Raw genomic sequence first — 12,477 nt, 5'->3', positions numbered from 1 at the left:
TTGCCTGGATCGTCGAGAAGTACAAGGAGTGGACCGACCCCGCCAAGGAGCTGCCCGAGGACGCGGTGGACCGCGACCGGCTGCTCGCCACCATCAGCATCTACTGGTTCACCGAGACCGCACGCAGCGTGGCCAACTCCTACTACGAGCGCTTCCACGACGCGAGCATGTGGGCGCCCAAGCCCCCTGCCACGGTGCCCACGGGCGTCGCGGTCTTCGCCGCCGCCGACTTCGCCATCCGCCGCTTCGCCGAGAAAGCCCACAACATCACACACTGGTCAGAGTTCTACCGCGGAGGCCACTTCCCCGCTCTGGAGGCGCCCGACCTCCTCATCGGGGACATCCGCGAATTCTTCGCCTCACTCGCCCAGTAGGACTACGGTGTGTGCCGCACAACTGATCAACTATCCGCCCGCTTGCGGACGGCTCCTCGTCATCTGCCGGCAGGACGTAGCCCCGGCCCCCTTTTCTGCGGGGACCGGGGCTCCGTTATTTCGTTTGGATCCTCAGCGCAGTCGGCGCGCGCGCAGCACCAGGTCTTCGGTCGGGTGCGCGCCGGCGCCGTGGTCGGGTGCCATTCGTGGCCGTTGCTCGTTCAGCTCTACCACCCAGTCGTCGTTGAGCAGTGCGGCGACCATCGGGGGCCAGACGTAGTCAGCCGGGTCGAAACCGCTGTCGTGCACCTCATGGGTGTCCATCCCCGCGTGGTGCACGAGCAGCAGCACGCCGCCAGGCGCGACGGCCGCGAGCAGCGCGCGCTCGGCTGCGGCGTCGGGGGTGCGCAGCAGGGCCGGGTACTGCGCGGAGACGAGGTCGAAGGACGCCGTCGGGAGCCGCGCCTCCACCAGTGCGGCATGCACCCAGCGAACGGTGACCCCGGCATCCCGAGCATGCCCGGCCGCCCGCTCCAGCGCCACGCCCGAAACCTCGAGCGCGGTCACCTCCCAGCCGCCCCTTGCGAGCCAGACGGCGTCCGCGCCCTCGCCGCAGCCGACGTCGAGCACCCGCCCGGGCCTGAGCCCGGCAACCTCGGTCACGAGCGCACCGTTGGGCCGGCCGCTCCACAGCTGCTCTTGGGCGGCGTACCGCTTGTCCCATTCCGCCTGCACCGCGGGGTCTGCGGCGTATCCGTTGGCAAGCGGGGGAGTATCGGACGCGGGCGATCCTGCTGCGATGTCGTCGGTCACCGGTCTAACCTCGCCCATCGCGTCCCGCTCTCGCAACTCCTATTGCCGATCCGGCAAGGCGGCGCGGGTACTGGCCTACAACGCCGATTTCGACCGCGCCAGGGGCCGCACGTCGCGTCGTCGACCTGGCCGGCCGGCCCTGCTCGGTCCTGCGGTTTGCGCCAGGTGATGCTGTAGCGCAACAGCAGGTGGCGGCGGTACCGGGAGCCGGGCAGGATCTCGGCGGCCAGCGCTCGCATCTGCGGGTAGGTCACCGGCGGCGGCCACACCGTGGGGGACGGGTGCTCCCAGTGGCCCTTCGTGGTGCGGTGGAAGGTACCGACGGCGACGCCGGCGAGGTCGCGCGGCAGGTCGTTGGGCATGGTGCTGCGGGCAAGGCCGACGATGGCCAGGACGCCGCCGGGGCGCAGCAGGTCGCGCATGCGGGCCAATCCGGTGGCGGCGTCCATGTGGTGCAGGGTTGCCACGGATGCGATGACGTCGAACGAGGCGGGCTCGAAGGGGTGGGTGAGGAAGTCACCGAGGATGTAGTCGACGTCGTCCGGATGCTCGCGGGCTTGGTCGATGCTGGGCGCGTCGAGGTCGATGCCGGTGACGCGCGGCACGGCCTGCCGCAGTTCACGGGCGAGCATGCCCTCGCCGCAGCCGACGTCGAGGGCGCGCTGGGCGTCATCGGGGACCACCCGGAGGATGCGGGGGTGGTAATGGATGTTGTGGTTCCACCGCCTGCCGTTCTTCACTGTCATGTGAGCATCCTGCCGAATATTCGGCCGCCGGGCCGGTCGGCCGACCGGGGCCAGGGCCGCGTCGTGACCGCTGCTCGCCACAGGGTCAGTTGGCTGCCGGCCATGCTCGTCATGCGTGGAGGTGACGATGGAGTGCCGCGTTCGGATAGGACAACCACAACGCCGGCCTCTGCAGGGTTCTATGCGCGAGTCGCCTCCACGCCGAGCAGCGCGAAGCCGAGCACGTTCTGCAGATACTGGGTCACCAGCAGGAAGGAGATCTCTCGCGCCTGCCACGGCGGGGGGGCACCAGAGATGACGACCTCGCGGTCCGGGCGATGCGACGGCGAAAACTCATGCGAAAGTTCTGGCGGGGGTGTCAAGACGACGGCGGCGGCTCCGACCAACCGGTCGAAGGGCCCAGCCGGGGCTCTGGAATCACGAGGAGTGCGAGATGAAGTTCCTGATCGGCATGCATATCAACCCGGCCGTGCTGGACGCGCTGACCGACGCGGAGAAGGCGGCGATCGGCGACGGCCACGGCAAGTTCATCGAGGCGCTGAAGAAGTCCGGCGAGCTGATCATCACGCAGGCGCTGGTCGACCCGTCACAGGCCGCTGTGGTGTCCGTACGCAACGGCCAGCCGGTGGTGACCGACGGCCCTTTCCTGGAGTCGAAGGAGTACCTGGGCGGCTTCTATCTGATCGACTGTGAGAACAAGGAGCGGGCGATCGAGCTGGCGGCGCAGATCCCGGACACCGCGATCGAGGGTCTGGGGGTCGAGGTGCGGCAGGTGATGTTCGCTGACGGACAATTGGAGGCATGACGGCACCGGTCATCGAGGACCTGCTGCGTGAGCTCACGCCGCAGGTCCTCGGCGCGCTGGTACGCCGGCACAGCCGGTTCGAGGGGTGTGAGGACGCCGTACAGGAGGCTGTCCTCGCCGCCACCGTGCAGTGGCCGGCCGAGGGGGTGCCGGACAACCCGCGCGGCTGGCTGGTGACTGTCGCGTCCCGGCGGCTCATCGACCAGATGCGCAGCGACCACGCGCGCCGTGAGCGGGAGTCGGCGACGGCCACCGAGGTGGTGCCCGAGAACGTACCGGACACCGACGACACGCTCGTCCTGCTGTTCCTGTGCTGCCATCCGACGCTGACCGCGGCCTCCCAGACGGCCCTGACGCTGCGGGCGGTCGGCGGCCTGACCACTGCTGAGATCGCCCGCGCGTTCCTGGTTCCGGAGGCCACGATGGCGGCCAGGATCAGCCGGGCCAAGCAGCGCATCAAGGCCGTCGGCAGCTCGTTCAGCCTGCCGGACGGCGCGGAGCGCGAGGAGCGGCTGCGGGTCGTCCTGCACGTGCTCTACCTGATCTTCAACGAGGGCTACACCGCCTCCTCGGGCAGCGAGTTGCACCGCGCCGACCTCGCGCACGAGGCGGTCCGGCTGGCCAGGATGGTGCACGCGCAGTTGCCCGAGGACGGCGAAGTGACCGGGCTGCTCGCGCTGATGCTACTGACCGACGCCCGCCGGGAGGCACGTACGACGGAGGCCGGCGACCTGGTGCCGCTGGACGAGCAGGACCGTACGAAGTGGGACCGCGGGCTGATCGACGAGGGCATCGAGCTGGTCAAGGCGTCGCTGGCCGGTCTGGCGCTGGGGCCTTACCAGCTGCAGGCCGCCATCGCCGCCACGCACGCCGACGCGGTCACGGCCGAGGAGACCGACTGGTCGCAGGTGCACGCCCTTTACCTGGTCCTGGAACGGATCGCGCCCAACCCGATGGTCACCCTCAACCGGGCGATCGCGCTCGCCGAGACCGAGGGCCCGCAGGCCGGGCTGGCCCTGCTGTCCACATTGGACGGTGACGAGCGGATGGCCGGGCATCACCGGCTGCTGTCCGTACGGGCGCATCTGCTGGAGAAGACCGGCGACCTGGCCGGGGCGTGCGAGCACTACCGGCGCGCCGCGAAGTCCACCGCCAGCATCGCCGAGCAACGCTACCTGGAGTTTCGGGCCAGCCGGGTGAGAACATAGATTATGCCCCCATCCCTCCTGGACTCGTCAAACAGCGGGCCGCCCGGTGCTCATGCCGGGTGTTTCCTGACTCGCGCTCGCCGGTCCGCTGGAACGGATTCCGGGGCCGGGCAGCCGGCGGCCACCTCGCACGTGCCGATGATCAGCCAGCCGGGCGTGCTGACCCGCCTCATCCGGGACGCCGCCCGTGCGGTCGACTGAACCGGCCGGGCCCGGAGCCGAATCGTGGCGACCGGAATCTACACCTACAGCGACGTCCCGCACTTCTTCGCCTACCACGGCCCGGGAACGCTGCTCGGTGGTGACGAGCAGATGGTGTCGATGTTCGTCCAGGACCTGACCGAGGGCATCGCCGGAACGCAGATCAAGGCCGCCTTCCTCAAATGCGCGCTGGAAGGGGATCCGACTCCCGGGGGCGAACGGGTGCTGCGGGCGGTGGCCGAAACGCACAAGCGCACGGGAGCGCCGATCACCGTGCACACCAACCCGGCCAGGCGCACCGGACTGGTGGCGCAGCAGATCCTTAAAGAGGAAGGGGTCGATCTCGGCGCGGTGGTGATCGGGCACAGCGGAGACACCGCGGACCTGGACTACCTGCACGAACTGATCGACAACGGCTCCTATACGGGGGTGGACCGGTTCGGCCTGGACATCCTGCTGCCCGGCGACCAGCGGGTGGCCACCGTCGCCCGACTCGTCGAACAGGGCCTGGCCGACCGGATGGTGCTCTCGCACGACGCCTCGTGTCACATCGACTGGTTCCCGCCCGGTGTGCGGGAACAGGTCGCGCCGAACTGGCACTTCACTCACATCCACGACGCGGTCCTGCCGGCCCTACGCCAGCCCGGGGTCACCGACCGTCAGATCGACGTGATGCTCATCGACAACCCGCGCCGCTACTTCTGGCCAGTCGCCGTCCGACCTGCCGGGCGGCAAGCGTGAGGATGGCCGCGATCACGATCGCATTGGACATGACCGGTACCCAGTCGCCCAGCCGGACGTAGGGTGTTTCTTCGCTGGAGAGCGGCACATCGATCATGAAGGTGCCGCGGTACTCGGGCGGGACCCATGCCAGTAGCCTGCCTCGCGCGTCGAATGCCACCGAGGTCCCGTCAAGCTCCACCAGCACCGCCGGGCGGCCGGACTCCACCGCTCGCACGGCCTCGAAGCCGGCCTGCTGTGGATGCGCCCAGCTACCGTGGAATGTGGTGAGCGAGCCCTGCACGATGGTGACATCGGCGCCCATGCGGGCGAGGTCGCGCCGCATGTCGGGGAAGGTCGACTCATAGGAGATCAATGGGCCGACCTTTACCCCGGAGACATCCAGCGTCGTCAGCTTGTCGCCGGTGGACCGATCCTGCTCGGGGGCCCCGGTGTAGTCGGCTATCCAGCCGAGCAGCGGTCGCAGCGGTATGTACTCGCCGAAGGGCGCCAGCCTCTGCTTGGCGTACGTGGCCACGAGCCCCTCGCCGGTGTAGTGGTAGGTCGACTTGGTGATCTGCCCGGACGTGTCGCGAGCGTCCACGTTGACCAGCAGGTCGCTGCCTGTCGCGGCGGCAGCCTGACGCAACTGGCGGTCGACGTCGGGCCGCTGCGTGGGATCGAGTCCGACGCTGCTCTGGCCCCACACGATGACGTCGTGGTCGAGTCCTGCCAGTTCGCGGGTGAGCCGCAGATGGGTGGCGAGGCGCTCTTTCGGGCCATAGACGATACCGGGCTGCACGCCCGCCACGCGTATGCTGCCGGTCACCGTCGGCTCCGGCCGCAGTATCCCGTAGCCGACCGCGGCCGCGGCCAGAGCGACGGCAACTCCTCCACCGGCCAGCCGGGTACAGAGCGTGGCGCCGGGGATCAGGAGGGCGGTGATCCCGATGTTGACGGCGACCAGCAGGAAGCTCAGCAGCCACACCCCGCCGAGGGCGGCGACGGCGAGTACCGGCCCTACCGTCCACTGGCTGAGACCGAGGATTCCCCACGCCCCACCCAGGTGCTTCCAGGAGCGCAGCGCCTCAACGGTCAGCCACACCGAGGGCAGCACGAGCATCGCCACCAGCACTCCGGCGAGCGAGGCTCGCCGGAGTAGCCCGTAGGCGGCAAGCCCGAAGGGCACCCAGAGCAGGCCGACCATCCCGACCGCCACCACCGAGAGCATCCCCAGATAAGGGAGCACCCAGTGGTGCAGCGTCACGAAGAAGCCGGCCGCCGCGAACCAACTGCGCCAGGCCGCCTCCCGAAAAGATCCTGCGCGGGCCAGGAGCAGCAGGAGGGGAACGAGCCCCACCCACGCCCACCACCACGCGTTGACGGCCGGAAACGCCAGAGCCAGGCATGCGCCGATCAGGAGGGTAAGGAGGCGGAGACCCCAGCGGACCAGCACGGCGAGCATGCCATCGAGCTACCCACGCAGGTACCGCCGAACCTATCAGCAGGCACGAAGGCCGGACCGAGGAGAGCCGCCGAGCCTACACGCGTGCGGCCGAGGTGTTCGAGGCGATCGGTGACGTCGAGGCGAGCAGTCGCTGCCGCGACCTGGCGACCGCCGCACCCTGACATGCCGGAGGTGCCGGTCTTCGCCGAGGGGGTACGACGGGCACTCCACCTCACCGACAGCGCGGGCGGCCAGGGCATGACGCTTCAGGCATCCGGTGATTTCGTTTCAGGGTTGATGCGCCGTATACCCATGTGTCGCCCTCCTCTGACAATGACACCAGTAATAGTGGTTTCGTGCGACACCGGTTATAGTGGCTTCATGCGAGCGAGCACAACCGGACGGGTGCTGCACGACCCCAGGGGAGGGTCGTTCTGGTTCGATGCCGGCGCCGTCTGCCTGGACTTCGCCCACACCGGCGGCGAGGGCCGGTACGCGGTGTTCGAGACCCTCCATGAGCCTGCCGACCTAGGCGAATGGCTGGCCCAGCCGCCGCCGGCCGCGGTCATGACGGTTCCCGTGACGGCCCGCGAGCTGACCGCGGCCAAGGACCTCCGCCAGGCGATCTGGGACGCGGCGCACGCCCGGGCGGCGCGTCGCCCCCTCCCCGCCGGGGCGGTCGCGACCATCAACCGGGCCGCGGCCTCGGCGCCGCTGGTCCCCGAGCTCGCCGTCGGCGGCACGACCGCGGGGTGGGCGCCGCCGGTGCGGGCAACGCAAGCGCTGTCGACGCTGGCGCGGGAGATGATCGAGCTGCTGTCCGGGCCGCTCTCCGGGCGCATCCGCGAGTGCGCGAGCGACGACTGCCCGCTGGTGTTCGTCGACTCGTCCCGCCCCGGCGCCCGGCGCTGGTGTGCGATGGAGCGCTGCGGCAACCGCCACAAGCTCCGGGCTCTCCGCGCCCGGCGTGCCACGGACCCGTGACGCAGCCTCAAGCACTCCCCGGAGGAGATCGCTCAGCCCGGCCTGTCCGAGGCGGGCCCGATCTGCCCAGGAGCTCAGTAGCTCCGCGTGATGGCAGTGACTGCGTGTGTTCGCATAATCGCGCCGGCGCGCTCGACTCCGCCCGATGGCAGTCAAGATCAACCTCAGTGCTAACGGCTGTCGGAGCGGAAGCCGCCGCCGCCCTCGGTGACACGGCTCAGCAGGCCACGCAACTGAACCGTCTGGCCTGGGTGCATCAGGTACCGCCCGGGGACCTGGAAGCCACATCGCCATGCTGACCGAGGCGATCGCTCTCATGGAGCAGTTCCAGTCGTTCAGCTCACAGGCCCGCGCCCTGGAGACACTCGCGACCATCCTGGCCGAGGAAGGCCGGACCGACGAAAGCCGCCAAACGTACGCGCGTGCGGCCGAGGTGTCCGAGACGATCAGCGATGCGGAGGCGGCCAGTCGCTGCCGCGACCTGGCGGCGACCCTCCGCTGAGCCGCCCAGAGCCGGTTGCCACGCGGCCGCAGGACTATCGCATCGACCCCTACGCCCAGTTCCCGCACGGCGTCGCGGAGCACCTGAAGGCGCCGGAACCGTTCCTGCTCGGCCACTCCCACGGCGGTTTCGTCGCTCAGCGCTACGTGCTGACCCCCACCGCCCTGAAGGGTCTGATCTTGTACGACACCTCACCACGCAGCGGAGAGGAGTTCTGAAATCAGGCGCTCGGCAACCCGCCGGCGCCGACTCCGGGCACCTCGCCTTTACTGGGGCTGGTCAACGTGTGTCGAGGAGTCGTTCGGTTTCGCGCCACAGCAGGGTCTGGAGTTCGAGGTCGTCGCCGGGTGGGGTGGGCTGGATCCGGCGGGTTTTGCGGACGGTGTAGTAGCCGCCGGTGCGGCCGGTGAAGGCGGGGTCGGTGGCGAGGGTGACGATCAGGCCGGCGCCGCGGGCGGGGTCGACGATCGACAGCCGGGTGAGGATCTTTTCCAGGGTGGCGGCGAAGCGGAGCTCGCGGCCCAGGCCGGTGGTGTTGAAGCCGGGGTCCAGGCAGTTGGCGGTGATGGTGGTGCCGGCCAGGCGCCGGGCGAGTTCGAGGGTGAACATGATGTCGAGCAGCTTGGTCTTGCCGTAGTGCTGCGATGATCCGCGTGCGGTGAACGGGACCGTCTCGGTCAGGTCCTGCGGGAGCCGGAGGGTGCCGTGGTGGCGGGAGGCTTGGGAGGCGACGTTGACGATCCTGGCGGCCGGGGCCCGGCGCACTCACCCGCCTCATCGAACTGCTCGGACGTCTCACATCCGACTGGTCCACGTAACATCCGCCTCCCGGGGCACTCCGGTCTCGGCCGGTAGCCGACAGGCCAAGGCTTTGACTTCGGCCCTTTGGGCCGGGGTGAGGCGGTGTGGCAGGCCCGGGCGGGGCCGGTCCTTCAAGGGGTTAGCCGGACTGCTGGTGCCAGCGGTCCAGCAGGGCCGGGATCTCGCCGAGCAGGAACTCGTAGAAGGCGTGCATCTGTGCCAGGCGCTGATGGGCGGGATCGCCGCTGCCGGTGGCGGCGATCCCGGCGGCCGCGGCCTGGAGCATGGCCTGGATGACGGTGTTCTGGCTGGTGAACAGGGTGGCCCAAGCGTCGTCGCGGAGCCGGTAGTGCTCGCGGCGGCTGCCGGGCGATGGGAGGCGTTCGATCAGCCCGACCGTCAGCAGGGATTTGATCGAGCTGGAGACCGAGCCTGCGCTGGCCTCCAGCCGGTCGGCGATCTCGCCGGCGGTGACGCTCTGCTGGTCGGTGAAGAGGAAGACCGCCAGGGTGCGCGCGGCCATGCGCTGCATCCCGCCCTCGGTCAGAGTCAGCGCCAGTCGTTCGGCGGCCTGCCACTCCTCATGCCTGTCGTTCACATATGCCTCCTTACGTGAGGAAGGATATCGAACACCACGACTCTTCAGTAATTTCTGAAAAGTCGGTATATTGCTCACATCGGCCTCCCCGTGAGGCTCGATGGTGTGCCGGGAAGCCTGGTCGGCGATGCGACATCCAGTTCCGCGTCGATGAGGAGATGACTCCGGTGACCCTGCTCAGCCGTCTGTACGGCGTGCGTCCCGCGATCCGGGCCGCTGGATCGATCGGCCCGCCTGGCCGCCCGCGCACGAACCGACACCCTGGTATCCGCGCTCGTACGGCGGGCTCAGCCGTATCCCGCAAGACGGCCAGGCCGCGCCCACCCGCGCTTCGGCCGCAACCCCGGCCCCGGCGAACCACTCGCGACCGGGACGAGCCTGCACACATCGGAGCACGAGATCTTCCACGACCACGACCACCCTTCAGCCGGCTGGCTGCCACTCACCCCAGGAGCATCGTGAAACTGCTTGTCCTTGGCGGCACCCACCATGTGGGCCGCGCCATCGTGGAGACCGCGCTGGAGCGCGGCGATGAGGTGAGCACGCTCAACCGCGGCCTCAGCCGCGACCCCGCACCCGGGGTGCGGGCGCTGATCGCCGACCACACCGACGTCGACACCGTACGGCAGGCGCTGGGCGACGCCGAGTGGGACGCCGTCATCGACACCTGGGCCTGGCTCCAGGCCGAGGGCGACCCGGCACCCCGCGCGGACGCGCCCTCCCCCGACACCTGGCTCGACACCGCCGCCGAGCAGCGCCTGCTCGACCAGCTCTCACGCTAAGGAAGCACCACTGTCATGCGCGCCATCATCGTCGGAGCCGGCATCGCCGGCCTGGCCGCCGCCCTGCGCCTGCGCCAGATCGGCTGGGACACTCTCATCGTCGAACGCGCGCCCGCCCGCCGCGGCGGTGGTTACGCGGTCACCTTCGGCGGCATCGGCTACGACGCCGCCGAACGCATGGGCATCCTGGACGCCCTGCGCCGTCGATCCTTCGTCACCGAGGAACTCGTCTACCACAAGCCCGACGGCTCTCGCCGCTTCGCCCTCGACCGCGACACCATCGTCGCCACCACCGGGCCGCGCTCGATCACCATCCTGCGCGGCGACCTCGAAGCCATCCTGTTCGAGCAGGTCCACGACCACGGTGAGATCCGCTTCGCCACCACCGTCACCGCCATCGACCAGGACGGCGACGCGGTCCACGCCACCCTCAGCGACGGCCGCGTCGAACGCGCCGACCTGCTCATCGGCGCCGACGGCCTGCACTCGGCCACCCGTGCGCTGGTCTTCGGCCCAGAGGAGGACTACCTGCTCGATCTCGACCACCAGGTCGCCGTCTACATGCTCGACCAGCGCCCCGCCGCCATCGCGCCCGGCACCACCGGCACGCTGTCCTCAGGCGGCCGCACCATGGCGGTGATCAGTGTCGGCGACGGCCGCAACGTCGCCTTCTTCGGTTACCGCACCGACCGCGCCACCCCAGGTCAGGACCCGCGCACGGTGCTACCCGAGGTGTACGGCGACATCGGCTGGGTGGTGCCCGAAGTGCTCGCGGGCATGGACAGGACCGACTCGGTCTACTTCGACAGCATCAGCCAGGTCGTGGCCAAGCAGTGGAGCCGCGGCCGGGTGGTGCTGCTCGGCGACGCTGCCTGGTGCGTGACCCTGTTCGCCGGATACGGCTCCGCCCTGGCCGTCGGCGGTGCCGACCTGCTCGGCACCGCGCTGGCTGACCACCCGGGCGACATCGGCGCCGCCCTGAACGCCTGGGAGAGCGCACTACGCCCCGAAGTGGACAAGAAGCAGAAGCTCGGCAGGCGCGTCAAAGGCGTCTACGCCCCCGCCAACCCCTTGCTGCTGTGGCTGAGCCTGCTACCGCTGCGCCTGGCCACGCTGGGCCCGGTGCGCCGCTACATGACCCGCCGCTTCATCAAGGGCTGAGCACATCGCGCCTGGCCGGGTAGGCCGGCGCCTGGTTGCGGTAGCGGACGATCGACGGCCGGTCCCGCCGCGTCACCAGGGTCGGCCCCAGGCAGCCGAGCCCGGCGGCCCCGCTCCGGCCCGGCAGATCCGACGCCCAGAAACCCCAGGCGACAGTCACGCCGAGATCGGCAGGTCAGCCGACGGCTTCATACGCCTTCCAGCATGCCCACACGGGGATGTAGCGGACGGCGCCCGCAGTTCGGGGTCGTTCAGGATGTCGTCGGGCGCGCGCCGGAACCGCTGCACCGTCACCAGGGTGGGCGACTGCCAGGCGCCGCGCCGGATCATCAGCGCGAACAGCTCCGCGGCCTGGCGCGGGCTGTACGTCGCCACCGCCTCGCGTTCCAGCTGACTGCGAGCACCGTTCGATCGGGCCGACATCGGTTGAACAGGGCGACCTAGGCGTCCTTTGTGGATAGCCGACCGGCGGAATCAGCCCGCGTCGCCGGGTTCTCCGGTTCACGCCGGGTGAGCACCAAGGGGGCGTTCTCGGTGACGGCTACCGTGTGCTCGGAGTGGGCCGTGCGCGAGCCGTCCGCCGACCGGATGGTCCAGCCGTCGGCGTCGTAGACGATCCGGTCGGTCGTGCGGGCGAACCAGGGTTCGAGCGCGAGGGTCAGGCCCGGCCGGAGCGTAAGGCCGCGCCCTGCCCGGCCCTTGTTCGAAACGTGGGGCCCCTCGTGCATGGTGCGGCCAATGCCGTGGCCACCGAACTCGGTGTTGACCGGGTAGCCGTAGTCGTGGGCTACCGCCCAGATGGCCGCCGAGATGTCACCCAGGCGGTTGCCCGGACGTGCCACCTCGATCGCCGCCTCCAACGCTTCCTCGGTGGCGCGGATGATCCGCAGGTCCTCCTCGGCGGCGGTCCCGACGACGACCGTGCGCGCCGAGTCGGCCACCCATCCGTCGACGCCGACCGCGAGGTCCGCGCTGAGTACGTCGCCGTCACGCAGCGTGTAGTCGTGGGGTAGGCCGTGCAGGACGGCGTCGTTGACCGACAGGCAGATGACGTTGCGGAACGGGCCGCGTCCGAAGGACGGCGCGTAGTCCCAGTAGCACGACTCTGCCCCGCGCTGTTTGATCATGCCGCGCACGTGGTGTTCCAGGTCCAGGAGGTTGACGCCCACGTCGGCGAGTCGGCCGACCTCGGAGAGCACCTCGGCGATGAAACGCCCGGCCACGTGCATGCGTTGGATCTCCGCAGGCGTCTTCAGTTCAATCACGAATACCTCGCGTCACAGGGTGTTGGTATAGTTATACCGGCACCCTAGCGCTTGCCGGTAAAGTAATACC

At 69.7% G+C, this 12,477-nt stretch carries 17 protein-coding genes; 8 read left to right on the top strand and 9 right to left on the bottom strand.

Annotated features, from left to right (window positions below; translation table 11 throughout):
- The first annotated feature begins 65 nt into the window (after nt 1-65).
- Nucleotides 66-374 (top strand): alpha/beta hydrolase, encoded by a 309-nt coding sequence (locus OG884_RS03730; RefSeq protein ID WP_326642148.1) that lies wholly within the window; start codon nt 66-68, stop codon nt 372-374.
- Nucleotides 375-506: 132 nt separating this feature from the next.
- Here OG884_RS03730 and OG884_RS03725 read toward each other — a convergent pair whose 3' ends face one another.
- The 3 genes from OG884_RS03725 to OG884_RS03715 all read right to left on the bottom strand — a co-directional run bounded on the left by OG884_RS03725 (nt 507) and on the right by OG884_RS03715 (nt 2,295).
- Complete coding sequence (locus OG884_RS03725) at nt 507-1,187, bottom strand: class I SAM-dependent methyltransferase (protein ID WP_326642146.1); 681 nt, start codon at nt 1,185-1,187, stop codon at nt 507-509.
- Entirely contained in the window at nt 1,184-1,933 is a 750-nt protein-coding gene (locus OG884_RS03720) for a class I SAM-dependent methyltransferase (RefSeq protein ID WP_326642144.1), read from the bottom strand. The genes OG884_RS03725 and OG884_RS03720 overlap by 4 nt, the downstream gene beginning before the upstream one ends.
- Before the next feature lie 179 nt (nt 1,934-2,112).
- On the bottom strand, nt 2,113-2,295 hold the full coding sequence (locus OG884_RS03715) for a hypothetical protein (protein WP_326642142.1): 183 nt from the start codon (nt 2,293-2,295) through the stop codon (nt 2,113-2,115).
- A gap of 71 nt (nt 2,296-2,366) precedes the next feature.
- On the opposite strand from OG884_RS03715, the gene OG884_RS03710 reads away from it, so the two are divergent.
- The 3 genes from OG884_RS03710 (at nt 2,367) to OG884_RS03700 (ending at nt 4,888) form a co-directional block, all read left to right on the top strand.
- Nucleotides 2,367-2,738 carry a YciI family protein gene (locus OG884_RS03710; RefSeq protein WP_326642140.1) on the top strand — a complete coding sequence of 124 codons (372 nt, stop codon included), beginning with the start codon at nt 2,367-2,369 and terminating at the stop codon, nt 2,736-2,738.
- On the top strand, nt 2,735-3,946 hold the full coding sequence (locus OG884_RS03705; protein ID WP_326642138.1) for an RNA polymerase sigma factor: 1,212 nt from the start codon (nt 2,735-2,737) through the stop codon (nt 3,944-3,946). The genes OG884_RS03710 and OG884_RS03705 overlap by 4 nt, the downstream gene beginning before the upstream one ends.
- A gap of 225 nt (nt 3,947-4,171) precedes the next feature.
- The gene (locus OG884_RS03700) at nt 4,172-4,888 is read left to right on the top strand and encodes a phosphotriesterase family protein (protein ID WP_326642136.1); all 717 of its coding nucleotides are present in this window, start codon (nt 4,172-4,174) and stop codon (nt 4,886-4,888) included.
- Here the strand turns inward: OG884_RS03700 and lnt are convergent.
- Entirely contained in the window at nt 4,824-6,332 is a 1,509-nt protein-coding gene (gene lnt, locus OG884_RS03695; protein WP_326642133.1) for an apolipoprotein N-acyltransferase, read from the bottom strand. The two genes, OG884_RS03700 and lnt, sit on opposite strands and share 65 nt — an antisense overlap.
- A gap of 363 nt (nt 6,333-6,695) precedes the next feature.
- Here lnt and OG884_RS03690 point away from each other — a divergent pair, with 363 nt between their 5' ends.
- Complete coding sequence (locus tag OG884_RS03690; protein ID WP_326642131.1) at nt 6,696-7,298, top strand: CGNR zinc finger domain-containing protein; 603 nt, start codon at nt 6,696-6,698, stop codon at nt 7,296-7,298.
- A gap of 292 nt (nt 7,299-7,590) precedes the next feature.
- Nucleotides 7,591-7,800, top strand: coding sequence for a hypothetical protein (locus OG884_RS03685; protein WP_326642129.1), 210 nt, complete (start codon nt 7,591-7,593; stop codon nt 7,798-7,800).
- A 279-nt stretch (nt 7,801-8,079) separates the two neighbouring features.
- Here OG884_RS03685 and OG884_RS03680 read toward each other — a convergent pair whose 3' ends face one another.
- Nucleotides 8,080-8,565 carry a hypothetical protein gene (locus tag OG884_RS03680; protein WP_326642127.1) on the bottom strand — a complete coding sequence of 162 codons (486 nt, stop codon included), beginning with the start codon at nt 8,563-8,565 and terminating at the stop codon, nt 8,080-8,082.
- A gap of 175 nt (nt 8,566-8,740) precedes the next feature.
- On the bottom strand, nt 8,741-9,199 hold the full coding sequence (locus tag OG884_RS03675; RefSeq protein ID WP_326642125.1) for a GbsR/MarR family transcriptional regulator: 459 nt from the start codon (nt 9,197-9,199) through the stop codon (nt 8,741-8,743).
- Nucleotides 9,200-9,657: 458 nt separating this feature from the next.
- Between OG884_RS03675 and OG884_RS03670 the strand changes: the two genes are divergently transcribed.
- Nucleotides 9,658-9,981 carry an NAD-dependent epimerase/dehydratase family protein gene (locus OG884_RS03670; RefSeq protein WP_326642124.1) on the top strand — a complete coding sequence of 108 codons (324 nt, stop codon included), beginning with the start codon at nt 9,658-9,660 and terminating at the stop codon, nt 9,979-9,981.
- A gap of 15 nt (nt 9,982-9,996) precedes the next feature.
- Nucleotides 9,997-11,142, top strand: coding sequence for an FAD-dependent monooxygenase (locus tag OG884_RS03665; RefSeq protein ID WP_326642123.1), 1,146 nt, complete (start codon nt 9,997-9,999; stop codon nt 11,140-11,142).
- On the opposite strand, the gene OG884_RS03660 is transcribed toward OG884_RS03665, so the two are convergent.
- From OG884_RS03660 to map, 3 genes are read right to left on the bottom strand one after another with little or no spacing between them, the layout of a single operon-like run.
- On the bottom strand, nt 11,132-11,302 hold the full coding sequence (locus OG884_RS03660) for a hypothetical protein (protein WP_326642121.1): 171 nt from the start codon (nt 11,300-11,302) through the stop codon (nt 11,132-11,134). The two genes, OG884_RS03665 and OG884_RS03660, sit on opposite strands and share 11 nt — an antisense overlap.
- Nucleotides 11,299-11,565, bottom strand: coding sequence for a hypothetical protein (locus tag OG884_RS03655; RefSeq protein ID WP_326642119.1), 267 nt, complete (start codon nt 11,563-11,565; stop codon nt 11,299-11,301). Before OG884_RS03655 ends, OG884_RS03660 begins: the two co-directional genes overlap by 4 nt.
- A 17-nt stretch (nt 11,566-11,582) precedes the next feature.
- The gene (gene map / locus OG884_RS03650; RefSeq protein WP_326642118.1) at nt 11,583-12,407 is read right to left on the bottom strand and encodes a type I methionyl aminopeptidase; all 825 of its coding nucleotides are present in this window, start codon (nt 12,405-12,407) and stop codon (nt 11,583-11,585) included.
- Between the last annotated feature and the right edge of the window lie 70 nt (nt 12,408-12,477).

The sequence above is a fragment of the Streptosporangium sp. NBC_01755 genome, assembly GCF_035917995.1.
Lineage (GTDB): Bacteria > Actinomycetota > Actinomycetes > Streptosporangiales > Streptosporangiaceae > Streptosporangium.
Note: the sequence above shows the minus strand (reverse complement) of the source record. Positions and strands in the feature narration are given on the sequence as shown.

Bases quoted from the DNA above. Each gene is read 5' to 3' on its own strand.
- lnt (WP_326642133.1), bottom strand. From the start codon at position 6,332: ATGCTCGCCGTGCTGGTCCGCTGGGGTCTCCGCCTCCTTACCCTCCTG.
- OG884_RS03685 (WP_326642129.1), top strand. From the start codon at position 7,591: ATGCTGACCGAGGCGATCGCTCTCATGGAGCAGTTCCAGTCGTTCAGC.
- OG884_RS03655 (WP_326642119.1), bottom strand. From the start codon at position 11,565: ATGTCGGCCCGATCGAACGGTGCTCGCAGTCAGCTGGAACGCGAGGCG.
- OG884_RS03710 (WP_326642140.1), top strand. From the start codon at position 2,367: ATGAAGTTCCTGATCGGCATGCATATCAACCCGGCCGTGCTGGACGCG.
- OG884_RS03720 (WP_326642144.1), bottom strand. From the start codon at position 1,933: ATGACAGTGAAGAACGGCAGGCGGTGGAACCACAACATCCATTACCAC.
- OG884_RS03690 (WP_326642131.1), top strand. From the start codon at position 6,696: ATGCGAGCGAGCACAACCGGACGGGTGCTGCACGACCCCAGGGGAGGG.
- OG884_RS03705 (WP_326642138.1), top strand. From the start codon at position 2,735: ATGACGGCACCGGTCATCGAGGACCTGCTGCGTGAGCTCACGCCGCAG.
- OG884_RS03665 (WP_326642123.1), top strand. From the start codon at position 9,997: ATGCGCGCCATCATCGTCGGAGCCGGCATCGCCGGCCTGGCCGCCGCC.